Annotated in this window: 17 protein-coding genes and 1 tRNA gene; 14 read left to right on the forward strand and 4 right to left on the reverse strand. The window is 52.0% G+C overall.

Going from position 1 to position 25,572, the window contains the following annotated elements:
* Positions 1-63: 63 nt before the first annotated feature.
* Complete coding sequence (locus AEAE_RS06470) at positions 64-1,692, forward strand: ferredoxin--NADP reductase domain-containing protein (RefSeq protein WP_094690337.1); 1,629 nt, start codon at positions 64-66, stop codon at positions 1,690-1,692.
* 260 nt (positions 1,693-1,952) lie between these two features.
* On the opposite strand, the gene AEAE_RS06475 is transcribed toward AEAE_RS06470, so the two are convergent.
* Positions 1,953-4,178 (reverse strand): Ig-like domain-containing protein, encoded by a 2,226-nt coding sequence (locus tag AEAE_RS06475; protein ID WP_158520555.1) that lies wholly within the window; start codon positions 4,176-4,178, stop codon positions 1,953-1,955.
* Positions 4,179-4,215: 37 nt separating this feature from the next.
* Positions 4,216-4,737, reverse strand: a complete 522-nt coding sequence (locus tag AEAE_RS06480; RefSeq protein WP_094690339.1) for a hypothetical protein — start codon at positions 4,735-4,737, stop codon at positions 4,216-4,218.
* A 416-nt stretch (positions 4,738-5,153) separates the two neighbouring features.
* Here AEAE_RS06480 and AEAE_RS06485 point away from each other — a divergent pair, with 416 nt between their 5' ends.
* From AEAE_RS06485 to AEAE_RS06515, 6 genes are all read left to right on the forward strand, one after another.
* The gene (locus AEAE_RS06485; protein ID WP_094690340.1) at positions 5,154-6,434 is read left to right on the forward strand and encodes an ATP-binding protein; all 1,281 of its coding nucleotides are present in this window, start codon (positions 5,154-5,156) and stop codon (positions 6,432-6,434) included.
* Positions 6,435-6,658: 224 nt separating this feature from the next.
* Positions 6,659-6,732: transfer RNA gene (locus tag AEAE_RS06490), tRNA-Gly, on the forward strand.
* A gap of 642 nt (positions 6,733-7,374) precedes the next feature.
* Positions 7,375-7,698: a hypothetical protein gene (locus AEAE_RS06500; RefSeq protein ID WP_094690342.1), complete on the forward strand. Its 324-nt coding sequence runs from the start codon at positions 7,375-7,377 to the stop codon at positions 7,696-7,698.
* Positions 7,699-7,961: 263 nt separating this feature from the next.
* Positions 7,962-10,214 (forward strand): invasin domain 3-containing protein, encoded by a 2,253-nt coding sequence (locus AEAE_RS06505; RefSeq protein ID WP_094690343.1) that lies wholly within the window; start codon positions 7,962-7,964, stop codon positions 10,212-10,214.
* A complete protein-coding gene (locus tag AEAE_RS06510; protein ID WP_094690344.1) occupies positions 10,211-10,444 on the forward strand; it encodes a hypothetical protein in 234 nt (77 codons plus the stop codon). The genes AEAE_RS06505 and AEAE_RS06510 overlap by 4 nt, the downstream gene beginning before the upstream one ends.
* Before the next feature lie 411 nt (positions 10,445-10,855).
* Positions 10,856-16,153, forward strand: a complete 5,298-nt coding sequence (locus AEAE_RS06515; RefSeq protein ID WP_094690345.1) for a hypothetical protein — start codon at positions 10,856-10,858, stop codon at positions 16,151-16,153.
* 162 nt (positions 16,154-16,315) lie between these two features.
* Here the strand turns inward: AEAE_RS06515 and AEAE_RS06730 are convergent, their stop codons facing one another.
* Positions 16,316-16,858 (reverse strand): methylated-DNA--[protein]-cysteine S-methyltransferase, encoded by a 543-nt coding sequence (locus AEAE_RS06730; RefSeq protein ID WP_158520556.1) that lies wholly within the window; start codon positions 16,856-16,858, stop codon positions 16,316-16,318.
* A 337-nt stretch (positions 16,859-17,195) separates the two neighbouring features.
* On the opposite strand from AEAE_RS06730, the gene AEAE_RS06525 reads away from it, so the two are divergent.
* The 7 genes from AEAE_RS06525 to AEAE_RS06550 all read left to right on the forward strand — a co-directional run bounded on the left by AEAE_RS06525 (position 17,196) and on the right by AEAE_RS06550 (position 24,013).
* Positions 17,196-18,281, forward strand: coding sequence for a threonine aldolase family protein (locus AEAE_RS06525; RefSeq protein WP_094690346.1), 1,086 nt, complete (start codon positions 17,196-17,198; stop codon positions 18,279-18,281).
* Between the two features lie 155 nt (positions 18,282-18,436).
* The gene (locus tag AEAE_RS06735; protein ID WP_148139987.1) at positions 18,437-18,622 is read left to right on the forward strand and encodes a hypothetical protein; all 186 of its coding nucleotides are present in this window, start codon (positions 18,437-18,439) and stop codon (positions 18,620-18,622) included.
* Positions 18,623-18,918: 296 nt separating this feature from the next.
* The gene (locus tag AEAE_RS06530; RefSeq protein WP_094690347.1) at positions 18,919-19,932 is read left to right on the forward strand and encodes an alpha/beta hydrolase; all 1,014 of its coding nucleotides are present in this window, start codon (positions 18,919-18,921) and stop codon (positions 19,930-19,932) included.
* Positions 19,933-20,192: 260 nt separating this feature from the next.
* Positions 20,193-21,863 (forward strand): RecQ family ATP-dependent DNA helicase, encoded by a 1,671-nt coding sequence (locus AEAE_RS06535; protein WP_148139988.1) that lies wholly within the window; start codon positions 20,193-20,195, stop codon positions 21,861-21,863.
* 162 nt (positions 21,864-22,025) lie between these two features.
* Complete coding sequence (locus AEAE_RS06540) at positions 22,026-22,292, forward strand: type II toxin-antitoxin system RelB/DinJ family antitoxin (RefSeq protein WP_094690365.1); 267 nt, start codon at positions 22,026-22,028, stop codon at positions 22,290-22,292.
* Between the two features lie 108 nt (positions 22,293-22,400).
* A complete protein-coding gene (gene tnpA / locus AEAE_RS06545) occupies positions 22,401-22,844 on the forward strand; it encodes an IS200/IS605 family transposase (RefSeq protein WP_094690349.1) in 444 nt (147 codons plus the stop codon).
* Positions 22,841-24,013, forward strand: coding sequence for an RNA-guided endonuclease InsQ/TnpB family protein (locus AEAE_RS06550; protein ID WP_094690350.1), 1,173 nt, complete (start codon positions 22,841-22,843; stop codon positions 24,011-24,013). The genes tnpA and AEAE_RS06550 overlap by 4 nt, the downstream gene beginning before the upstream one ends.
* Before the next feature lie 231 nt (positions 24,014-24,244).
* Here AEAE_RS06550 and AEAE_RS06555 read toward each other — a convergent pair whose 3' ends face one another.
* Positions 24,245-25,537, reverse strand: a complete 1,293-nt coding sequence (locus AEAE_RS06555) for an endo-1,4-beta-xylanase (RefSeq protein ID WP_094690351.1) — start codon at positions 25,535-25,537, stop codon at positions 24,245-24,247.
* Positions 25,538-25,572 lie beyond the last annotated feature (35 nt).

Below are 25,572 nucleotides of genomic sequence, written 5' to 3' on the forward strand. Positions count from 1 at the left end.
CGCCCGCCCACGCGCTTTCACTCTTAGCGCGTGCGATTCGCGCTCCTCGCTAGTCTGGAGCTTATGACGACTAACGAGAACGAGACGAACGCAACAGCTGCACCCGAGCAGCCAGCTGGCCAGCCAGCTTCTCTGGCAACTCAGCGTCCACTGCGCGTCGGCGTGGTGGGCGCTGGCCCTGCCGGCATTTATTTTTCCGACATTCTTCTGCGCGAGCTCGCCGCTAAGGGCGAGGCTCTGGGCTTGGGCACTCAGGCTCGCATCGACATCGTAGAAAAGCTGCCGGTGCCCTATGGTTTGGTGCGCTACGGCGTAGCTCCCGACCACCCTTTCGTGCGCATGATCGTCGGCGCTCTCGATAAAGCCGCGTCCAACCCTCACATGCACCTGCTGACGGGCGTAAGCGTGGGCGAGGATGTCAGCGTCGAGCATATTTTGCAGCATGAAGACGTTCTCGTTTTCGCAACCGGCGCCACTTTGGACCGCGAGCTCACCATTCCTGGGGCTCAATCTCTCGGTGTGCACGGCGCTGCTGACTTTGTTCGCTGGTACAACGGCTTCCCAGCCAAACAGCCGACCCCTGATTATCAGGACCCTTCCACCGACTGGGACCTTTCCGCTCACGACGTCGCTGTTATCGGTGGCGGCAACGTGGCTTTGGACGTCACCCGCATGCTGTTGCGCGATCCTGAGGCTCTCGTTTCCACGGACGCCTCCGAGCATGTGATCGACAATTTCCGTGCTTCTCAGCTGCGCCGCCTGCACCTTCTGGTTCGTCGCGGCCCGGCCCAAGCTAAATTTGGCGTCAAGGAACTGCGCGAGTTGCAAAAGCTCGCCAATGTGCGCATCGTCCTCGACCCTGCCGACTTTGAACTGGACGAGATTACCACTGCTCGCGCTTATCAGGACCATGATAAGGCGCAAATGCTCGGCGAGCTGATACATATGCGCGATGTTTTCGTCGAAGCCACTTCCGCGGCTTCTGCTGCTTCCGATTCCGTGGCTTCCGCAGCCAATGCCGCCGACACTTCTAGCGCATCCTCTGCAGGCGCATCTGCTACTTCCGCACCTGAGCGCGAGCTCATCCTCCACTTCTTCTCCAACCCGGAGGAAGTTCTCAACGACAATGGCACGGTGACAGGCCTGAAAATCAGGCGTATGAAAGTCGACGCCGACGGCACTGCTCAGCCAACCGAGCACACCGAAACCCTGCCTGTTCAGGCCATCTATTCGGCTATCGGCTACCGTCCAACGCAAGTCGAAGGTGCCCCTTACGACGACGAACACTTTGTGATTACCAACGCAGCAGGTCGTGTGCTTTCCGACGAGGGCACACCGGTTGAGCGTGAGTACGTCACCGGCTGGGCTAAGCGCGGCCCGGTGGGCTTGATTGGCTCTACTAAGTCGGATGCGAAGCAGACGGTTGCTGCACTCTTGGAGGACCTTTCCCAGCGCGCAGATAAAGGCCGAGCAGCTGTTTCGGATGAGTTGTTGAGTGATTATTTGATTTCGCAGGGTTTGCAGCCGGGTAATTTGGATGGCTGGCATGCTGTTGAGCAGGCAGAGAGTGCTGCTGGCCAGTCGGTTGGTCGTGCGATGCAGCGTATTTATGATTGGCAGATTTTGAGTGATCTTTCGCATTGCGAGCCGCTCGCTGGTGATGATGCTGACGCAGCCGCTGATTCTGAATGATACTGTTATGACTCTGGTGTGATTGAGAACAGTACTGCGACTGATATCGCTGATGCTGATTGAATGATGTTGTTGCTGAATCGATAAGTGCAGATACGAAGAGGCGGTGATGACCGGATGGTCATCACCGCCTCTTGTTGTTTCCGCTGGTGAGCGGAAACGGTGGGGAGCTAGTCAGTTATCAGTGCTTGCGCGTGCTCATGCGCAGTGCTGCACCTGCAGTGAGGGCAGTAAGAGCAACGAGCAGGATGATGCTGGCGTTAGCGCCGGTGGAAGCCAGGGCACGCGGCTTGGGGGGAAGCCTTCTTGCCGTCTGCTTGTGACTTTGCTGGCTCAGCTGGCTTCGAAGGCTTCTTGCCACCTTCGTTATCCTTCTCACCTGGCTTGTTCTCATCCTTGCCTGGCTCTTCCTTAGCCTTTTCCTTCACGACGAGGGTGAAGCTGACTGGCTTTTCTTCACCGCGAACAGTGACGGTGCCGTTGTACACGTAGGAGCCTGGGTTGTGGATTTCACTGGAGCTCTTATCTTCCCAACGTGGGTGCAGAACTGTGGTGGAACCGTTCTCGTAGGTGACGATGGCGTTTGGCATTTCGAAGCCTGCGCCTTGTTCGATTTCCGCAGTGTCCTTGGTCAGGGTGATGGAGGTGATTTCCAGTGGCGTGACGTTGACGGTTACGCTAACCTTCTGGCCTGCAACGGTTCCGGAAACTTGGAAGCTGTTGCCGTCAGGGTTCTGGTAATCTTCAGGGTTTACTTCATCCCAGGTGACTGGCTCTTGCGTGGTGTCGCCATTGGACCAGGTGACGGTGGCGTTTTCTGGCAGCTGTGGGGCTGTCTGTGCCTTGGTGGTCACGGTGGTTGGCTCGACACTTGCGCCGGTGACGGTGGCTGGCTCAACGTTGATGGTGAGCGTGACATCGCTTGGTGCGACGGCTGCGAGCATGACGAACAGGTTGTTCAGGCTGGCTGGAGCCTTACCGGTGACGCTACCACGCAGGGTGATGGTGCCACCTTGGCGGGAAGCCAGGGTTTGCAGGTCGGCGTCGGTCAGTTCGGACCAGGTGACAGCAACGTCAGTGCTGGTGCCGTTGTCGAAGTGGGCAACCACGGTTTGTGGGAGCGTCAGCTCGCCCTTCTTCGTGCCAGATGGAACGGTGAGAGGGGTTGGCTCTTCGACGCTGATAATCTTGGCATCGACGACGTGAACGGTGAGGGAGACTGGCTTGGAGTAGCCGTCTACCGTGCCGGAGAGCGTGTAGTCACCAACAGTGTGAGTGTCGAGGGTGCTGCTATCCCAAGTGACGGGGACGGCTGCTTCATCGCTATTGCTGTAGTGGTCGGTGAGGGTTTCTGGCAGCTTGGCTTGAGTGTCCACAACCACGGTGAGGTCTGATGGAGCGTCGACAGTGTCGAGCGTTGCTGGGGTGACCTTGATGGTTTGGGTTGCTGGCAGCTGGGTACCTTCAACAGAACCGGTGACGGTGAAGGTGCCACCTTCGCGAGCGCTGTACTGGTCCTTGCACAGGGTGTTCCACACGACCTTGGCAGTGCCTTCTTCGTCGTCAGAGTAGACCACCTTCACTTCGCTTGGCAGTTGGCCGTTCGGGTTGGTGCCGGATGCGACGGTGATTGGTTCTTGTGTGGTGTCGCCGTTGGACCAGGTGACCTTACCCGTCTTGGCGAGTGCTGGCGCAGTGCCGGATGGGGTGGTGACGTCGGTGTCTGCTGGGGAGAGTTCAACGCTTGCGACGGTTGCTGGCGTGACGTTGATGGTCAGGGTGACTGGCTTGTCCCAGCCGGCAACGGTGCCGTTGAGGGTGATAACACCGCCCTTGCGGGAGGCAAGAATACCCTTCTGTTCAGCGGAGAGATCTGCCCAGGTGACGGCAACATCGCGAGAGGTGCCGTTGTCGAAGGTGGCGTGAACCGTCTTCGGCAGGTCAAGCTGGGTGGTACCGGAAGCAACAGTCATTTGCTGAGGATTATCAACAGCGGTGATGGATGCTTCGAAGACGTTCACTGTGACGTCTCGAGATTGATCGCCAGAGGTAATGGTGACAGTTGTAGTACCTGGGTTGACTCCGACGATGGAATTACCGTTAACTGTTGCAACATTCTCATCCGCACTCTTGAGTGAAGTAATGTAGGTGAGCGGCGTGTCATCATCATATGTGCCGCCAGGGTATACTTCATTCATTGAAATTGTTTCAGTAGCACCGATTTTCAGGTTAATCGGATTCTTAACAGAAACGTCTTGGAAGTGCTTACCATCCATTGGAAGGGTGAACTTCAAATCACCAGACCAGTTCGTTGCATTTTCATCAGAATCCAGTTTTTTACTACCTTCTCCGGACCAACGCCACTGGTTTGCTCCTGCAAAACCATAAGAACGCATGAGTGGATTGATGAGGAAAGTGTAATGTCCTGTTACGGCGTCAGGGTCTTGATCAACCCAGCCTTGTTTCTCTGAGGCCCACTGGTCCACTGCGTCTGTTGCAGTTTTATCTCCCCACGATAGAACTTCAGAAGTGGTTGCTTTTCCCCTTGTAATACAAAGAAAACGGCCACGGGCCATTGGGGCGAATATGATTTATCTCTGCTGACATGGTTTCAGCAATGCGTTGGATAGCGATTCGCTCCATTGCATAAGACCAATGAGGATTGAAATAGTCTTCCTTGGAAATACCTAGTTTTTTGAGCGCATCGGGGATCGTCGATTTTACAGTGCTGGATGTTGATGAGTCTCTGTATTCCCATCGAACGTTATTGTTATAGGCATCCTCACGCCATTTGCGAACAGCAGCGAGCGCTTCTTCTTTAACCCCTTCTTGGTTGATAGATACAGTCGATTCCACGCGTGCGCCTTCCCCGAGGTCAAGGCCTTCTGTGGTATCAATATTCTGAGATGCTGCTGTGACTGCAGTGGTACTGTGTGCGCTACTAACTGGGGTTTCTCCCAGCGCCAATGCAGGCGTTGCAAGGGCGGTTGCGCTGCAAGTTGCAGCAACTGCTAGGCTAGCTAGCGACTTTCGAAGCTTAGCCATTTCTTCCTCATTTCCCTTAGTAATTGCACTCGTTGTTGAATGCAATAGTTCCGGTCTACCCCGCAAAGTGTATCGGTGGGACAACTGTGGATAAAGTTAAAAACCTTGAAATAAAGCGATTTCTCAAGATTATCACTGCGCATTTTTCTCATCTCACACTGTCAGTACAGCAAACCGCAAACTTTTATGGTGTATATTACTGCTCCTGCTTTCATAACTTGAAAAAAATTTAAGTTATGAAAGCAGCGATGCTATGATTGACTATCACAATACCTGAAAACTCACTGTGAACTGTAACGACAATTAGTAGCGACAACTCGGAGTGAAACTCGTCGAGACAGTTCGCAGTGGAACTCAGTGAAAACTCGTCGTAAACCTCAGTTCGCGAGAGCGCAGAACTATTCGAAGGAGCGGCCATGAACAAGCTCATCGCTCGTGATACCTACCTGAAGCAGGCACTCCTTTTTCGCGATACTGACCTCATCAAAGTAATCACCGGTGTTCGCCGTTGTGGAAAGTCGAGCCTTCTTGCCCTTATTCGTCAACAGTTAGAGGCGGAGAAGGTCCCTGGTCGAGCTTTTGTTTCGCTCAACTTGGAAAGCAAGGCAGTTTCCATTGAAAACTCTGATGAGCTGTACACCTATTGCAAAAAGCAAGCCAGTTCGCAAGGAAAAACCTACTTTTTCATTGATGAGCCACAGCAGTTGCCAAGTTGGGAGAAGGCCATCAATGCTCTGAGAATTGACATTGATTGCGATATTTATATCACTGGTTCCAACGCTTTTCTGCTCTCCAGTGAGCTGTCGACGCTTCTGTCAGGCAGGTACGTTGAAATTCGTATGTTGCCGCTCTCTTTTTCTGAGTTTCTTGACTTTAACGGCTTGAGTTTTCCCTCAAACAGGGCAGTAACTCTAGATTATCAGGGCCAACCAGTTCTCTTCGACGATGTTTTCGCTCACTACCTCACTTATGGGGGTTTCCCAGAGCTTGCTTCTGTGGAAACAACTCAGGAAATGCACTCCGTGTACACTTCCGGAATGTATGAAACGGTGGTTACCAAGGATGTTCTTAACAGAGAAAGAATTCACGGACGCAGCCAGGTGACGAGCGCGGAAACTTTGAGTAATATCGCCACTTACCTTGCTGATAACATTGGTAATCTTCTCTCAACCAAGACTATCGCTAACGTGCTGACGGACGCTGGCGACAAAACTTCCCATGTAACAGCGATGTCCTACATTCGAGCGCTGGATGAAGCGTACTTGTTCTACCGTGCGGGCCGGTACGATGTTCATGGAAAAGAGCTGCTGCGAACAATGCCGAAGCAGTACATTGTGGACCTTGGTTTGCGCTCTTTCTTGGAAGGCTACAGAAATACTGATAGCGGAAGAGTATTTGAAAATGCAGTCTATCTGCAGTTGCTCTACCAGGGGTATACCGTGCACGTGGGCAAGCTCTATACCAAGGAAATCGACTTTATTGCTATCAAGAATGCACAGCGCTTGTACATTCAAGTGACTGATGACCTGAGTGATGAGAAAACTCGCGAACGTGAACTGGCTCCTTTGCAGTCCATTCCCGACAATTTCCCGAAATTTGTGGTGACGAGGAATCGGACTCTTCTCACTGATGTGGAGGGGATTCGAATTCTATCGGCTCAGCAATTCTTTACGCAGAGTTGGAACGCTGGAGTGTAGCTGCATTTTCTTCTGGTACAGCAGAAAACGAGCCCATTTTTCTTCAGAATTTCGGGTACAACAGAAATTCTGCTTATTTTCGTGCGAAATTTCTGGTACAGCAGAGATTATGTAGGGTGTCAGTTAGAAAACTGTGGCGGCAACCTGCAGTGACAACCCACTGGCGACAACCCGCGGTGACAATCTGGGCAAGTTCGACTAAAGTAAAGAGGGTTGTCAGCCTTGCGGACATAGTTCATCGGTAGAACGGCAGCTTCCCAAGCTTCAGAGGCGGGTTCGACTCCCGTTGTCCGCTCCATTCAATTCACTCTTCTTCTCCTTGGGCACGGTAAACCATGACTTTGCAGGTGTAGGCTCGCCAGCAGAATTATTGCCAGAGAACAGCAATGCGATTTTCGTGCCATTGAAAGTTTCTGGACGCCATTGAAAGCCGCCTAGATGCTATTGAAAGACGACTGGATGCTATTGAGGGGCTTTGGATGCCATGAACAGACGCCTAGATGCACAATGAAAGGTGTCTGGATGCCAGGGAAAGACGTCTGAAATTTATATGGGATAAAAGATAAAAGGTAGAATTAAACAGATCGCTTATGGGTTTTGATGAGAGAAGAACTTTCAGTCAGCATCCGAGGAAGAAAAGATGAGAGAGTCATTCTTTCAGAGAAATGCATAAGAAAGAAAAAGCGATAGGCATTGGTGACGCACTTTGTGATGCTGCACTTGTGTTCATTGGGTGCATGCGTCCGGCATTCAACAAGGGCTTGGCTATGCTCTACGCTTTGTGCATAAAACAGAGAACCATAATCTGCGCACACAGTAGAAAGCCTAGTGCTCAAGCCAAAAGTGAGCCGTAAAACATAGCTTCTAGCCAGAAACCCCAAGGGTAACAGCGAGAGATGCAGGCCTCTCCAACGCCGATCGACTATTGAGGGAGAAAGAGTTGACACGTAGAGTCAAAAGCCTCGTTGCTGCTGGGCTCGCTGCCGCACTGTCACTGGGAATTGGCGGATCGCTCGTATCCACCGCTGCCGCAGATGACAGTGGCCTCGGTAAGCTGGGTGCCACCAGTTACAAAGAGGCAGATTACATTTCCAATGCATCACTTGAAGGCCTTCGCGACTACATGGGCGTTGATGTGTCTCAGCTTTCTGCTGAACGCTTCAAGTCCATCGTGGACCGCGCAGTGCTCGTTGAACCACTGACTGATGAAAACTCCAACTATCAGCAAAAGTGGCGTATCACGTGGAACCTCTCCGAAGCTTAGCAGCCACAGCAGTGGCCAGGCGACGGCGCTGTTCCTTACGACAGCTCCGGCTTCGACGACATGTCGAACCCTGATTACTCTTTGATGGTCTCTCAGGACCTCACTATCCTCACTGATAGTGAGCACACACCGCACTGGACGGTGTACAACCGTCAAGAGCCAAACAAAGCTTTTGCTAGTTTTGACGCCCACTGTGGAAAACAAAGAGTGGCGACGTCAAGACGGTCAAAAACCAGTACGGCAAGAGCAACACCCTGAAGAACATGTACTACTTCGGTCAGTACCGGGATGCTGACGGGAATGAGGCTGCTGCAAACTGGCAGGACCTTGCCAAAGCCTGCCTCGCCGGTAATGACACTGCAAGTAGAGTGTCCTCCCAGTCTAGCTCTCCTTGTGGTGATTACGTCGAATGGCTCAACGGCTCTGGTAAGAGCTTTGCCGCTGGCCAGTCAGACTTGAGCGATAGCAGCACTCGCTACGTTGACGGCAAGGACCACAACCGTTCTTTGAAACAGTTCAACATGTTCGCTCAGCAAATCGGTGGCCTGCAAGCATTCGAATGGAACACAGGTTCGTTCGACAAGAGCACAGAAAACCTGGGCCAGATCGTGACAGTCGAGTTCACCACCCAGCGCACCCCATGGGCAGGCAATGGAAACGAAAAGGTACACCGCACCTTCGTTGCCGGCCATTATAAGGGAAACTATCGTTCTTACCTGTACCAAGGCACTCAGTGTAAGTACGTCGAAACCCCGGAGAAGGATTCCGACGGCGACGGGCTGACTGACCGTTTCGAGCTGGGTATCGGCTCTTGCCCATTCCCTAAGGATTCCGCAGAATACAACGAAACTCCAAACTGCAAGGGCGTTGAAGACCCAACCGACACCGATGGTGACGGTGTTCCAGACAGTAAGGAAGTCAAGTCGCAAACTCCAAAGCTCCACGACTCCGGCTTCAAGATCGAAGGTACCGACCCTACAGTTCCTCCACAAAAGCCCTCCAACCCATCTGACCCAACCGGTCACAAGGGTGAAAAGGTCACTGGTAAAACTCGCCCATACGAGACAGTCGAGCTCTACGATCTGAGCACCGGCGCCGTAATCGCCTCGACCATCGCAGATGAAAACGGCAACTACACTCTCGAACCAGGCCGCATTCTCTCCCGCACCGACGGCGACGACGGCAGGCCAAAGAGCTTCAACAAGTACGGCAACAACATCCAATTCGCCTCTGAAGAAGATGAAGCTGCTCGCAAGCCAGTCATGATGGACGGCGGCACTCCTGTTCCTGATGGCGAAAACCATCTCGTTGCAGTTCGCGTGTGGTCAGACGGCATGGACCCACTTCCAGGCTCTGAAGCCACTCGCCCGCAGTTTGACACTCCAACTGGCGTTCTTCCCAGCCTTAAGGTTGACGAGAAAACTCCAGTTCAGGATCCTCACCACCTCACCGATGACGAGAAGCAGAAGGTCAAGGACGACATCAACAAGTCCGTTCCAGGTGCTTCTGACGTTGTCGTCAACGACGATGGTTCCGCAACAGTCACCATTGGTGGCTCGCAATACACCATCCCTTCGCAGGATCTGATCACAACCGCTCCTGCCTTGCCTGCTGACCCTGCTCACTCCAGCATTGGTAAGCCAAGCAAGACTACCGTTCCGGTTTCTGATGGCACGAGCGCAGATGGTAAGGCGAGCTTTACCGTTACCTTGAAGGATGAAAATGGCAAGCCTGTCACTGACGCTGACAATCTGACGGTAACTCGCGAAGACGGTAAGCAAGTAAAGCCTGAGATTGTCAATAACGGCGACGGCGCCTACACGGTAACTGTCTCCTCTCAAGAAGCTGCTACCTCGCCTCTCAAGGTGAGTGTCGGTGACACTGAGATTGGCAGCACCACACCAATCACCTTCGAACAGCCTGCACCAGCTCAGCCAAACATTCAGGTGAGCACTTCCCATTGCTCTGCCGTGGTGGCTGATGGGGATTCTGAACTTAACCCTGGTGATAAGGCTACTGTAGATGGCACTATCGTTGATGAGAACGGCAAGCCGATTGCTGGCCGTGAACTGACGGTTGTTCTGCCAGACGGTACCACTGTTCCTGCTGTTACCGATAAGGATGGCAAGATCGTTGGTAAGGATGGTCAGCCGATTACCTTCACTGTTGGTGATAAGGATGGCGAGGTGAAGATCTTTGACGGTAGCGATACCGTTGAGCCAGACAAGCCAGTTGTCACTGCACCAGTCCACGTTGTCACCCCGGTTGAACCAGTGAAGAAGGCTGATCCAGAGCATTCTTCCGTCACCGTGTCCCCAGCAAACCCGAATAAGGGTGACACTGTTGTGGTTTCTGGTGTGGTGAAGGATTCTGACGGCAACCCTATTGCCGGCCAGGAGGTCACCATCGTGCTGCCGGATGGTTCAACAGTTTCTGGTACCACGGATAAGGACGGTAAGCTCGTTGGCAAGGATGGCCGCCGATCACTTTCGTCGCTCAGGATAGCGGCGATATGAAGGTGCTTGTTGGTGGCGATCCACTCGCTTCGGCAAAGCTCACCGTCAAGGATGGTTCTGCCGATAACAACGGCAACAAGGGTGGTGCGGCTGCTCAGAATGCTCAGAAGAGTGCTCAGGTTCTCGCATCTACTGGTGCTGCTGTTACCGCCATCGTTGCTGTGGCTCTCGCCTTCGTCAGCTTCGGTATGCTCGCTCTTGCAGCACGCCGTCGCAAGGACGAGGAGTGAGCTTATCGCTTGATGCAAGCGATAATAATGAATAATTGAAAACTCTCTCTACTGCAGGGACATAGGCTACGGCTTATGCCCCTGTTTGTATATGCGGAAAAGTGTGAGCATGGGTTTAGGTGTGTTGCTCTGATATCTGGTTATTACTTACCAGGGAATCGGGCGGAAGAGAAATAGAAAATTGCTCTGCTGGGTAAATGTCTGTAGTAGCAACAATTTTATGCTTGATGTTCAGCAATAAGTATGAGTAATTCATTAAGATTAGCAGCGCAGGACAGGTTCTAGTGAGCGCTAACTCAGTAATTGCGCCGTTTCGAGGGCGAAATTTCGTGAGCGATTTGTTAGAATAAGAGATGCGTTAGTTGCACGAGAGAGAGACGAGTGTAACTAGAGCTGGAAGAGGAAGAAGAAATGAGCGTTTCAACTATTGCCAAGCGCTTCAAGAGAAGCGTACTTATTGTGGTGGTAGCTGCTGTCGCAATCGTTACTGTGCCACTGGCTCCTGCCAATGCAGCAGGGAACATCCCTGTAGGCTATGATGCAGTGGAAGCTAAGTCCGATACGTATTTGCCGACTTCACCGTGCACTTCGTTGCCGACTCAAGGTGGGTTTATCACAGGTTTGGATAGTTCGAAGCTTCCTGATAGCTATGGTAATTGCTCTTACATCTCCGCTCACTATGTGAGGAATGGTGTCGACCTCAAGCTTAAAGAAATTTACCTTGATAAAGAAAACAATGTTGTCCTTGTTCCTGACGTTCCAGCTACGATTCAGAAGGATCAGGACAAGGTTCGTTTGTCTATCTCGCTGACTGATTTGCAGAAGTTTACAGGCAATAGCTCTCCAATTCGTCTGCATTATGCAGATACCTCTTCCTTCCGTCGTATCCAACTGTCTCTCGATGCGAAGAATTCTGATATTTCTGGCAATAACGCTCAGCCAGATATCAATATGGACGGAACTCAACTTACAGGCACACGTATTCTCTTCCTCTACCGGCAAAAGCTCTCGGATGGCTCTGAGGCTTTTGTACGCAATGTCAGCATTGATGTTCCACGCCTTTACACAATTAACCTTGCAGAGACATCTCAGACGGGTGCCATCGAGTTCAAGCAAGTTAATGATACTTCGTTTGTTCAGTTCGGTAAGAATGGACAAGTGGTGACGAACAAGGATGGCAACATTGTTGGTCGCACTCAGAAAATGTTTGACATTATTTACCGACCAGCATCTGGTGATGCTCAGCAAGTGAGTGCCACAATTACTACGAAGAAATTTGATACGGTCACTATGAATGCTCAGACGCATTCATCTGTGTTGACCGATGGTGGTGGCCTTTATATTCTCGATAAACATGGCGTTATTGTAGGAGCTGATCCAGAGAAACCTTGGAATAATGGTAGTGGCGCTACTCAGGGACGGTTTAAGAGTGGTGCAATACAGCCGTTCTTCTACAAGGTCATGACTTCTATGGGCGAGACCATGGTGAACAAAACGAAGCCAAATGGTACTCCCGCTATTGCTCAACAGGATGTTGAACATAGAGATGAAATTTACAGTAGAACAGGTATTCCTGCTCATAAGAGAACAAGTGACCCCACAACGTGGACACCAAACTTGTTTGATAACGGTCGATACTGCAATAACTGGTCAATTCTGTCTTGTGGCCGAGATTGGACGAACTTTAAGAATTGGAGTGGTCCAAACGATAACGGTGAATGGTGGCATGTTGACGTTCCATCAGACCATCTTCTCAATTCAACAATTGTTAACCCGGCTCCGATGAGGTCTGAGGATAGATGGAGCAAATATCCAAAGGAGACTTGGATTACAGATCCTGATATTGTGGACAACCAAGATACGGCTGATAGTACATGGCCAGCAACTCAGGTGAACTGGGAGGACAATCAGACTCCAGTGAATGAGAATTTCTCTGGAAAGGATAGCAAAGCTGAATTCTGGGTTGAGTTCAATGGTTTGCCTGCACGACCAATCCATAATGATAATCCACCTGATGAATGGTCATACTTCTTAGGACGAATTGAATTGAACGGTCAGTGGTATTCAGTGCCATTCCCCAACTTCCCTAAGAATGTTTTGCCTGCAATGCCGATGTCTACCGGTTGCTTTGCCATGCTCAAAGATCAGAATGGGAATGATATCGGCAAGGGCCTCGATCGAGGCAACTTCAAGCCGGATTGTACCAGCGAATACACTAAGGCTCGTCGACGCATGTTTACGCCTCTCGACAAACCTGGCGTAGACCCAGAATATGAATATGCCAACATTCCAGCTGATATGTTCGATAAAGATACAAATGGTCAGTATGTCTATTCTGTAATTGGCCTTACTTCACAGCAAATCAGCACGCTTAGCCCAAATGCGAGCCACGGCATTGCACAGGTTTATAAGCCTTTGTCGCTGGTGTCTTGGCAGATTGATAAAGGCCCTAACGCTGGTGCGAAGGTTCAAGTCGAATTAGTCAACGCGCGCTCGATGGGAGACATCCTCGCCGACGGCTTCTCGCGTTTTACTTCGTCTGGTAAGACCGTGGGAAGGTCGCACCGACACACTCCAGACCCTCGTGTCGGTGCTGCAACTCAGATGACGAATATTTCTACCTCTGATCGTTCCATGCTTGACTGGTACGTGGACTATGGAAACGATAAGTATCGATATCGCGGTGAAGTAAATCAGTGGAAAACACTGTACAAGGTTACCGTCACGGGCATGATGAACCCAAACGTTCGACTCGACCTTCATTACGATTACACGTCAAAGCCAAAGCTGTGGAATGCTGGATCTACTCCAGCTGCCAAAGTGGAAGTGAAGGAGGGCAAATACCCTCATTATGGCAGCAATGGTGTCAACCCCGCATGGAAGAGCACACTGGCTTGGCGTGACCGTACCGCTCAAGGTGTGGAAAATACTGCTCAGTGCGCAGCTGCAAGTAAGGCTGTGGGCTGGGATGATCAACACCAGGGAGCAAATTACGGGGGCGATAAGTGCGATGCAGTTGTTGCCGATGATATGCCATCTGCTAGTGAAACGAATGATGGAAACATTCGTTTCACATTGAAGGATGGATATGTACAGCCACAGTTGTGGACGTACTACAACCGTATTCAGTCGGCTCCATGCTTGGACCCTCAGGTTGCTGATACCCTGAACACTGCGAACACGGTCTGCACCAAGGTTGATGCTAACCAACAAGGCGCCACTCGCTCGTTTAGGTGGAACTATAACAACGAAGATGCTCCTGGTTTCAAGGAGGCAACGGATACCTCTACAAAAATTGGTACCGCTACTTCTACTTCCTTCCAAGTTCGTGCTGGCCTCGTGAAGACGCCGTTTGTCATCATGAAGAGCTCTGCAGCAGGTGACTTGAAGAATGCAGAAGTAGCAACAGAGACTACTGCTGCTCCTCAATCTGTTGCTCGCGACCAATGGAATTCCAACGGAACTCAGTTGAAGAGTCGTGATTATAGTGATTCTGATACTGCAGAAGATTCGCTCATGCCATGGGGTGACAAGCAGTCAAACTATTACCTGCAAGTTGACAGTAACATTCCATCGTCAGAAAGTGGAAAGGGATTCACCGGTTATGAATTGATCGGTGTCCTCAAGCATCCATTGGCTGATGGTACGAAGGCAGAACAGTTGCATCCAGGCCAGCGTTATTACCCAGGTGACGCAATTGATTTGCGTGATGTGAGTAGCAATAATATACCGCTGGTTAAGCTGTCTAACGATCAGTACAACGATGCTCGCTATTCTGAGTTGCAACTTGTACCGACCTTCGATACAACTTCGAGAGGTGTGCCTCGACTGTACAGCGCTGCGAAGTTTCTCAAGAAGAGCGGCAATCTGACGTGGCAGGGTAACGACTTCAACTTCTTCGCTGCTTCAGGCCTCACCGCAACAGTGAACAACTACAGTCCAGCAGACAAACTCACTGTTGACGGCAAGGATTATCCATATTCTGCTGCTGACTCCACCCTGTCTGCCGTTGTTCCTGCACCGAGCGGAGATGATTCCTCAGCAGAGGATGATGTTCTCAAGTTCGTTTACCTTGCACCAGCCGATGCGCAGGTGAAGGTCAACCTGCAATACACATGGCTCGACCTGGACAACGTGGATTGGAGTGGAACTCCTCAGGAGTATCCAAGCAGCATGCGGGGCTCCCTTGATAAGAACGAAGAGAGTATTCCGGTAACAGTAACAGTGACGCGTAAGAGTGACGGTAAAGCTGTTACCTTTACCACGGATCCTTCCTCTTCGCAGTCTGTATTTGCTACAGCCGTCGCTGGCTTCACATCGGGTGATGAGGTTTCTCTCAGCTACTCGTACGAAGTGAAGAACAGACTGATGTGCATTGTCCAACAGGGCGACATTAGCAAGAACTCTGGTTCAGTGAATGATGTCACTGTTAAGGCCACACCAGCTTCGAGGCTGTACGCAACAAACGCTGACGGCAAGCCACAAGAGTTCACCAGCACACTGTTTGACAACCTCAACGAGTTCACCTTAAACATCGATGCAGGATGCCATCAGGGAGTGATCGTCTACCCACAAGGTAACATTCCAGACAAGTACACGTATACGGATAGTCAGGGTAAACATCTTCTGCCTCGCGATACCCCCGAGCATGAGAATCTCTGGACTAACGAATATCCAATGCAAAACTCCGATGGAAGCTACCGTTATGACGGAACATATCCAGATGGTCAGCCAACAGCGTGGGATTGGTTCCATAGGGAAGTTCAATACCCAACGCTTGTCACTCCATACGAGAACCTGGAACCAGACCCGAACGGCGCTGGTGAATATGATTCCAGTAAATCGATGGAATATGCCATCACCTCTCTTGACGACAGTGCAGATTCCGTCAGGCTGGGAGTACGCGAGTACGCAGAAGTTCCTGCTGGTCGTTGGGCATTCGGTCAGTCGAACAGGCCGCTGTGGAAGTATGAAATTAACTGCCCAGGAGTTAAAACAGTTTATAATTCTTCGGGCGTTGCAATTGGCGCTACCGTTGTCCCAGGCAAGGCCACAGTGTGCTTCCTCGAAGCAAAAACCAGCGAAATCACCATTCTCGGAGATATGCCACAATACCTGCGAGATTCCTGGATCTTCACCCTGCAAAGTGATGATGGTAGCGACCAGGACCTCATCTCTGGTGAAAAGGTAACCGGAAAAGTGGTCACTGGGTCGAACAACATCCCTGAGTGCTCTGACACCTGCCAGTACTATCCAGGAAAGTTGCAAGTGGCAGCTACCAACGTCAAGAAGATTGCCTCCTCGACGCCAAAGTTCTACATGTACAACCAGAACAATGAAAGCCACAATGCAACAACCGCTGACCAGAACATCCACGATGACGGTTATTGGGATGAACTAGTCAAGGGTGAGGAAGTTGAAACATGGCCTGCATACAGAAGATGGGCAGCTGACATCCACCCTGATGTCCTGTACAAGGTAACTGGCGACCACCGCGTGGAAGAAGAATCTACTGGCGAGCCAAAAGCTGTTGAGGTAGCAGGCTCCCAGCACATCGCCCTGAAGGTGGTTATCACCCCGATCACCAACTCCACCTTGCCGAGCGCAGGAGGAATGGGAACCACATGGAAGATCATCGGCATCATCACCCTGATCGCGGCAGCATTCCTCGCAATCGTTGCACTTCTCAAAAAACGGGCAATGCAGTGATCGCAAGAGGCTGATGAAGCACCTCATCAGGTGACGTAATACAGCACTAAGCAAAGGAAGGCGACGAAGAAACTCGTCGCCTTCCTTTGTGTTCTGAAGCAACTGAGAGCACTCGCCAGTAGTTCGAAACTATGCAACAATCATTGGCTGAGCAAGGCCATCCTAGGTTCTTTCGAGAGTTAACAGCTCCCGCTTGCGCTCCACACCACCTGCGTACCCCGACAAAGCACCCGAACTCGCCACCACACGATGGCAGGGGCGAAGAAGCAACACGGGGTTATGTGCAAGAACACTCGCCACCCCGCGAGCACTCGTAGACTTGCCCGTAGAAACCTCCACTTCATGAGCAAGAGCCTGATACGTCGTCGTCTGGCCAAGAGGGATAGCTGCTAAATGAGAAAACACGGCCTGAGCAACTGTCGAAGCCGGAGAACTGACTGCAACGAGTGAAGCAGTAGGGTTCTCACCAGCAAAATAAGAATCCAACCACCGGCTGGTAGCCTGAAGAACACGCGCAGCAGGAGAAGAGCCAGAGGAGAGAAAGAGTGCTGGCAATCTGGAGGCAGGCAGGTGAGAAAGTGTCGGAGGATGAGGCTGATCAGCAAAATAAAGGCACTCAAGTACGGCATCAGAAGCCAGAGCAACCATCGGGCCAAACGGTGTCGGCAAAAGCGCCTCAAATACAGGAGAGTGAGGAGAGGACATCGAAACTCCTTCCTGCACGTTGTTACTGAAAGTATGCCATAGGCATGAGAGCATGTGACAGGGAAAAGGAATATGGATAGAGGTACTGACAGGGGATGTACTGACAGGCGTGGGCGGAAGCTGATAGGCGTGGAGGAAGATGCGGGCAGATGCTGACAAATGCTGACAGGCGTAGGCGGATGCAGTTTTCACAGGCTGAAAATTAGACAGAGTGTTCATATTTCCTCCGCCTCGGCGCGTAGAATGTTCCCAACTTACCAACACGGCGGGAAACCGGTGAAGAGCTGGCGAGGAACTGGCAAGAGCTGAGAAATTGGTCAGCTAAGGAGGATGGGCTATGGCAATCTCACTGATTAACGATTACAACTACGGCGCGCATCCTCAGGTTTTGCAACGCCTCGTCGACACGAACATGATCGCCGAGCCAGGCTACGGCAATGATTCCTTCACCCAGGCAGCCACCCAGAAAATCAGGCAATGGGCACACTGTCCTCAAGCTCACGTCACTTTCGTCAGCGGCGGAACCCAGACCAACCAGCTCGTCATCGACCTTCTCCTGCAAGCTTACGAAGGCGTGATTGCCACCACCAGCGCGCACATCGCCTGGCATGAGGCAGGGGCTATCGAGTTCACTGGGCACAAGGTCATCACCCTGCCGGAACATGACGGAAAGCTCCTGGCCAGCGACGTTCGCCAGTACCTGCACGAGTTTGAGCTGGAAGATACTCACGAGCACATGGTCCAGCCTGGCATGCTCTACATCACTCAGCCCACAGAGCTCGGAACCCTGTACACGTTGGAGGAGTTGGAAGAGCTCTCTGCCCTCGCGCACGACTTCAGATTGCCACTCTTTGTTGATGGAGCCCGCTTGGGCTACGCCTTGCAATCTCCAGCATGCGATGTCACCCCAGCTGACCTCGCTCGCTTAAGCGACGTTTTCTACATCGGCGGAACAAAAATGGGTGCGCTGTGCGGTGAAGCAATCGTGTTCACTCGTCCTGAACTTGTACCGCGCCACTTGCTCACGCGCATTAAGCAGCATGGAGCACTGTTAGCGAAAGGGCGCTTATGCTCTGTTCAATTTGACGCGCTGTTCAGCCAGATGCCGGATGTGTACGGCGGGGAAAGCCAGACTGGTGGTGTTCTCTATGATCAGATCGGAACTCATGCTGATAATCTGGCGGTGCGCTTGCACGACATTCTCACCGCCAAAGGCTATCGCTTCCTCAACGAATCAGTTACCAACCAGCAGTTCGTCATCGTGTCAGCGCATGTTGTTGAGCAATTCAAGCAGGTTGTGGATGCGGGAGTGTGGGAGCACCGCGACGACGGCTCTCAAGTGCTGCGCCTTGTGACGTGCTGGGCAACGAGAACTGAGGACATCGAGAGCTTGGAGGAAAAGCTGCCTTCAGTGCGAGGCTAATACGGCTGAGGAGAAACGAGGGAGAGTGGCTGAGCTCGGGGCATAACTGACGAATAATGACTAGAATGGAATGTGCCGATTTCCAGTAATGGAGCTGGAAATTAGTGATGGGAAGCGCAATGTCGGGCTTCTCGTGGCGTTCAAAGGAGGGTTCCATGGTATTTATTCGTCGTGGTGCTCACGCTCGTCGTGTTCGTCACACTCGCAACACTCGCTGGCAAGAGGAGTTGATTACTAGACCCGCTTTAAGCACTATCCCGTTGAGGGGCAATGACTATGCCTCAGGCAGGCTGATTACGTGGAGCATTGCAGATGTCAGGCAAATGAGGTTGAGTGCGTAAGTTGCGGCAGCTGTGCGAGTGTGCCGTGTGTGTTGGTTGTGATAACCAAAACCTGTCACCTATGAAGTAGTGGCAGCTGCAACGCTTGTATCAGCGACGAGGCATATGCAGCGCGCGTAACGATATAAAAACTGAACAACGTGAAACAAGACGTGAGGGCGGATGTGTACGACTGTGTACTGCATTCGCCCTCTTGTTATTGAGAGGTGTATAAATAAGTTAAAGAGTGTGCTAAACGGCGAGCTTTACTATGAGCCCCACGTTTCCCACAGAACAACAAGCAACAAGGAGGTTGCATGGTAACAGTAAAGGAGCCTTTCCCCGAGCTGGAAAACCCGGAAGCCTGGACGGAAATCGACGGTGATTTAGCTGGCATCGATCCCAAGCGCGCCGAAATGATCAAGAAATCACGCGAAGGAACGGCTCGTTTTGATGCCGTTCGCGCTGCTCATTGGCAAGACCCTGACGGTGTTGACGCTTTCGTGGACATCCCTTACATGGATGATGATGTGCGCGGCCACAAGCTCGACGTGTATGTTCCTCACGATTCTCGCCTGCGCGCTGACCACACGCTTCCGGTGTACGTTGACGTACATGGCGGCGGTTTTGTGTATGGCTACAAGGAACTGAACCGCAATTATTGCACGCATTTGGCGGCTCACGGCGTCGTCGTGGTTTCGCTTTCCTACCGTCCGGCTCCTCAAACAGATTTTCACGGCCAGCTGCAGGACGTTGCTCAAGGCTTGGCGTGGGTGAAGAAGAACATTATGATGTACGCTGGCGACCCGACGGGCGTCTTCCTCACCGGCGACTCGGCTGGTGGCTGCCTCGCCTTTTACGCCAGCCTGGTGGAGCGCAACACTGACTTTGCCAGCAAGATTAACATTGCGCCAGCAGGAGTGCGCGTCAAAGGCGCGGCCGTCGTTTCTGCTTTGCTGGATATGCCTGCGTATGTGGACCCAACGGCGAAGAAAGATCCGACTGTTCAGAACCTATTGAGCATGCTGGGTGATGATTTCTTCTCCTGCTTGGAGCCTGTGGGTGTGGAGAATCTGGCGTTAGGCAAGCTTGTGGCTGACATGGATGTGCCACCGCTGTACTTGCTCACCAGCTCGGATGATTTCGTGGAAGCAGAAACCTTGAAGCTTGCCACAGCGATGAGCCAGGCTCATAAGAAGTTTGAGCTTCATGATGTTGCTCCTGAACCAGGCCGAGCTTTGGGCCATGTGTTCTCCATTGGCATGAGCTGGCTGGAGGAGAGCCAGGCAGTGTTCGAGCAGATGAGGAAGTTCGCTTATCGCAACCTGTGATCACTTCGCGTGAATAACGTTAAGCCCAAGCTCCGCGTCATTGCTGGAGTTTGGGCTTTTTTGTTTCACGTGAAGTAATCGCGAAAGTACGGAATATTGCTCAATTAAAGCCTCTCCGAGCTTATTGTTTCACGTGGGAATAGAGATGTTTAACGTGTAGAAAGTAAGCGGAAATGTTTCACGGAAAACAATCGAATGATGATCAGTAGCTTTAGCGCAGAGAGTACGGTAAACGCGCATAAAACCGCTAGAGTAGAACCGTGAGGCACAGAAGAGTAAACGGTGTTGATAATCTCAAGCGATTAAGGCAGTTAGCAGCCAGCAAGCTCAAGGAATTGGCAGGGCTCGGGGAGAGCAACGGCCAGGCCTATGAGGCGAACGACTGGGACACTCCTGTTGTTGTGCCGTCGAAGGACTCCAGCGACTGGGACAACAAGCTTGCGCAACTCGTGAGCGCAAAACAGCAGGGGAAGCAGCTGGGGAGCGTCGCCAAGCCTGTGAGTAACGCCAAGACTGCGAGCGTTAAGTCAGCGAGTAGTACGAACAAGTCGACAGGCAACGCCAAGCCAGTGAGTGCAAGTGCAACAACGAGCGCAAACGTACCGGCCAAACCTAAGCGCGCCGTGAACAGCGCCAAGCGAGAAGCGTACGAAAAGCAAAAGAAAGCCGACATGTACGCCGAACTCGCCAAAATCTATGGTTACACCAAGTTCCGCACAGGCCAATACGAACTGATCTCCAGCATTCTCGACGGACGCGATGTGCTCGGAGTACTGCCCACCGGCGGCGGAAAATCACTGTGCTTCCAGCTGCCCACCCACATGATCCAAGGCATGGGCCTCGTCATCACACCACTCATCTCGCTCATGCGCGACCAAGTCGAGCAACTCAACAAGCGAGGCTACCCAGCAGCCTTCATCAACTCACAAATGAGACCAGCTGAAGTCAACAAGATCATGAGCGACACCCTGCAAAACCATCGCTACAAGATCCTCTACGTTGCTCCAGAAAGGCTTGACTCCCGCCGATTCGTCAACTTCGCCGTCCAACTGCCCATCTCGGTGATCACCGTTGACGAAGCACACTGCGTGAGCATGTGGGGACAAGACTTCCGCCCCGCATACCTGCGCATCCCCGAATTCGTGAAGCAACTACCCAGCAGGCCCGTCATTGCAGCCTTCACCGCAACGGCCACCCCACAGACTAGGCAGGACATTATCGAGCAGCTCGATCTGCACGACCCCTACATTGGCGTCACCACCTTCGACAGGCCGAACCTGCGCTGGTACGTGAGAGAGTGCACGAGCGAAAACATGCTTATGGGTGAACTCTTCGAATACGCGCGACGTCACAAGGGATGCGGAATTATCTTCCGAGAGTCGAGAGCAGGCTGCGTGAAAATCGCCAAATACCTCGCCTCACGAGGAGTGAACGCGCAAGCCTACCATGCGGGAATGAAACCGGAAGAGAGAACGCGCATACAAGAAGCCTTTATTTCCGGCGAAATCCCCGTGATTGTGTCAACATCAGCATTCGGCATGGGAATTGACAAGCCGGACGTGCGCTGGGTGCTGCACGCCAATGTGCCTAAGAACCTCGAAGAGTACTACCAGGAGGCTGGCCGCGCTGGCAGAGACGGCAAAGTCAGCCATTGCGTGCTGTACTGGAGAAAATCGGATTTCGCCACCGCCCGACGCATGCTCTCCAAAGCCGGCGAAGGCAACGAAGAAATGGGCATGATTGACACTGCAGTGATGCGCTTCCACCTGATGAAAATGCTCGACGCAGTGGAAGCCTATTGCGAAGCAACACCGCGCGTATGCCTGCGAAACGTGCTTCTTGATTACTTTGGCGAGCATCGCACTGACCGCTGCGGGCAATGTTCCACGTGCCATCAGTTTGAGAAGCACCCTCTCAAGCTGTGGTGGTGAGCTACGACCTCATTGCGGTTAATGTGAGCACACACGACAAACATCGAACAAATCAATGTATTTCTGATGTTGTTGCGAATGGAGTAATGAGCTTATTGCTATCTGGAGTATAAGACGATAGCATTACAATGTAAGACATTGTTTATTATGTGGGTGGTAATTATGAGCTCTGTCACTATTCGTGTGGATCAGCAAACAAAGGAAGCAGCATCAAATATTGCTGAGGATTTTGGTTTTGATCTCTCTTCTGTTACCCGCGCTTTTTACCGCCAAATTGTACGTGAGCGTCGTATTCCGTTGAATCTTTCATATCCTCAGCCGAATGCGGAATCGAAGAAATCTATTCAAGAGGCCGATGAAATTATTTCACGTGGCGGTACAGGTCGATTCCACAATGCTCAAGAAATGTTTGAAGACTTGGGAATCTGACATATGGCCAACTTGATGAGATTTTTAGCCCGCAAACCTGGTATTTCGATGCCGGGTTAGGGCGTATCGAATTTTGCGTATGGTAGCGGATGTGCTACGATTATTCCCATGAGTGCAAGCGATGAACGGTTCACGCATGGTAGGACTTCGGTATACAATCTGAACTACCACATCATCTGGTGCACGAAATACCGTCGTAAGGTGCTTAAGGACGGAATCGACTCGGATTTGAAGACGATTCTCAGGGAGATAGCTGACGAGCACGGCTACCTCATTCCCCACATGGAGGTCGGCTTGGACGACCATATTCACCTGTTCGTGTCAGCGCCACCGAAAATCAGCGTGAGTAGCATCGTCAAACAGTTGAAGGGCACATCCAGTCTCCGACTGTTCGCCATGCACCCTGAACTGAAAAGCCAATACTGGAAACGCAAGGGCGAACGGAGCCTGTGGTCTCCCAGCTATTTCACTGAAAGCATCGGCTCGGTCAACGAGCAGGCGGTGGCCAAATACATCGACGACCAACGGTCGAAGGAGCGTGAATCACAATGACCATGCGCAAGGTGGCGCAGCGCATACCGTTCACGCCGTCCAAGATCCAAGCCTCATTGTTGGAACGGTGCTTCGGCGACAGGCGTTTCGCCTACAACCAGCAGGTCGAGGCGTTCAACACGTACGACAAGGAGACGAACCCGAACCCCGCGTATCCGAACGTGACCGGTATGAAGAACGCGAACGAATGGCTCAAGGACAGTCCAATCCCGTCGAACGCGTTGAGCAACACCATCATGGACTTCCGCAAGGCACGTTCGGCGTACTTCCGCAAAGCCCAGTACCAGAAGCATCGTCCTCGTTTCGCCTCAAGGAATGACAACATCCAATCGTTCCGCAATACCATGCCGATACGCCGTATGGACGGCAACCGGTATCCGTTATCCAAGAAGCTTGGCTCGGTGCGCATCCGCAAACGCGACCGGTTGCGTTATCCAATCGAGAACCTGTCCAGCTGGACGGTGAAACGTGAGAACCGGACGTACTATCTCGTGTTCCTGTTCGACGTGGACATCCAGCCGAAAACGCAGGCCGAGGGCCGTATCGGCATCGACTTAGGCGTCAAGAATTTCCTCACATTGTCAACCGGCGAGAAAATCGACTATCCGAACCGGCTACGCCGATTGGAGGCTGACATCAAACGGGAGCAACGCAAACTATCCCGTCGAACGAAAGGGTCGAACAACTACCGTAAACAGAAGGCAATCGTAGCCAAGGCGTACGCCAAGCTCCGCCACTACCGCGATAACTTTCAGCACCAACTGTCCCACAGGCTGATAGAAGAGAACCAATTCATCGGCATGGAGACACTGATGGTACGGAACATGACGCGAAAGGCACGCAAGAAGCTGGATTCGGACGGCATGCCCAGGCGCAACGGCCAGTCACGCAAACGCGCGATGAACCGTTCCATACTCCGTGACGGGTGGAGCGGCCTCGTGGACAAGCTCTCCTACAAGGCGGAATGGTATGGTCGTACCTTCGTCCAAGTGGACAGGTTCTACCCAAGTTCTAAACTCTGCCACGACTGTGGGCACAAGTACAAGGGATTGCGGCTGTCCGAACGCGAATGGGTGTGTGAACGGTGCGGAAATCCGCACGACAGGGACGTGAACGCCGCGTTGAACATTCGCGACGAGGCATTGCGGCTCAGCCGAGAAAAAGCATAACAAAAGAAGAGGAACCGGCCGACAACCGGGGATAGCCCGCTAAAAATGGGAAGCCTCTGGATTCAGACGTATCGTCTGAATCCAAGCAAGCCCAGTTCGCAGGAATCCCGTAGTTTCAACCACGGGAGTGTCAAGAGCTATTTCAGTAGTGACAATCTAGTGTCGTGATAATCGTGAGAGGTACGGGAATGGGTACCTCTCACAAAGCATGCGCGAGGAGAGGGAAGAGCTTCACGACTCTGCGGCGGCTTGTGCGCTCACCATGAGCTCGCGATCGCCAGTCTCCTGACGGCTCAGGGTAAACGGCGTCGTGCTGATCACAAGGCCGTGCTCATCCAACAGATCGAGCTCATAAAAACCAGCCCAGCCAGTCAAGCCAACTGCGCCAAACTCGTCAGTCGTCGCATCAGTAGGCGCAACCCACCACTGTCCCTTAATCAGATCGTGCAGAGCGTGATAGGCTGGCTTAGCGCTGCCATCCTTACGCAACAATCCAGACGGCGCACCCAACCATGCGCCTTTATCGGTGAAATCCCAATAGGTAATCGACTCAGTAGCCGGGTTCTTCACAATTGTGCGGTAGTGGCGAACAATCTCATCAGCCTGACGAGCCTCGCCCTCTTCAGTGCTCGGCCACTCATCGACCTGGTAATCATTCAGATCAACAATGTCCTTCGGCATCAAATGGCCAGAAAGCAAAGTGTTCTCCGTCATGTGCAGAGGAAGGCCATAACGGGCGAAACGCTCCAGCACCGACTCGACATATTCTTCACCCAAGTAGCCTTGATGCATATGCGTTTGCAAGCCAATAGCATCCAAAGAAATGCCAGCTTCCAAAACGCCTTCAATCAAGCATTCATAAGCAGTACCCAAGTTGAAATCGTTGAGAAGCAGGAAAGCATTCGGATTCGTGCGGCGAGCCTCCTCAACGGACAAGCGGATCATTTCAATACGGCCCTTAGCTCGAGTCAACTTGGTAATCCCATTTTCTTCTGCAGTGAAAACAGGCGAAATCACCGACTCGTTGAGAGCATCCCACATGTCAACCACACCCGCGAAATTGCTGACTTCACGGCGGATTCGCTGGCGCAACAGCTCCTCGATATCGCGCAAAGGAAGCTTCGTCAGCCAACGGGGAGTAACCGTATGCCAGGTGAGTGGGTGACCCTTCATCTTGATGTGATGCGCTTGCAGGTAGCGAGCTGTTCTCATCATTTCCTGCGTGCGAGGATGCCCGCGTTCTGGCTCAAAACTGCCCCAATAGAACGGCAAAGTCGTCGTATTAAATAAATCAAAGAATTGGCTGGCTAAAAGCTCATCTTCGCTGGTGAGCTGTTGGGCTTGCTCGTCGCGGGCAATATTCTCAAAAACAAAGCCGCCTGCTGCAAAGTCAAACTCATGGCGAACCTGACGAATACGCACTTTCTGACGGGCAAGCGCCTGGCCTTGCTGGTCGATGATGTGAAGATTAACAGAACCCAAACGGTGAGGAATAGATTGATCTTTGACTTCCACACTTTGCATTGGGCAACCTCCTCGTTGAGGGCTTGAACTGACGT

The sequence above is a fragment of the Aeriscardovia aeriphila genome, assembly GCF_002259595.1.
Lineage (GTDB): Bacteria > Actinomycetota > Actinomycetes > Actinomycetales > Bifidobacteriaceae > Aeriscardovia > Aeriscardovia aeriphila.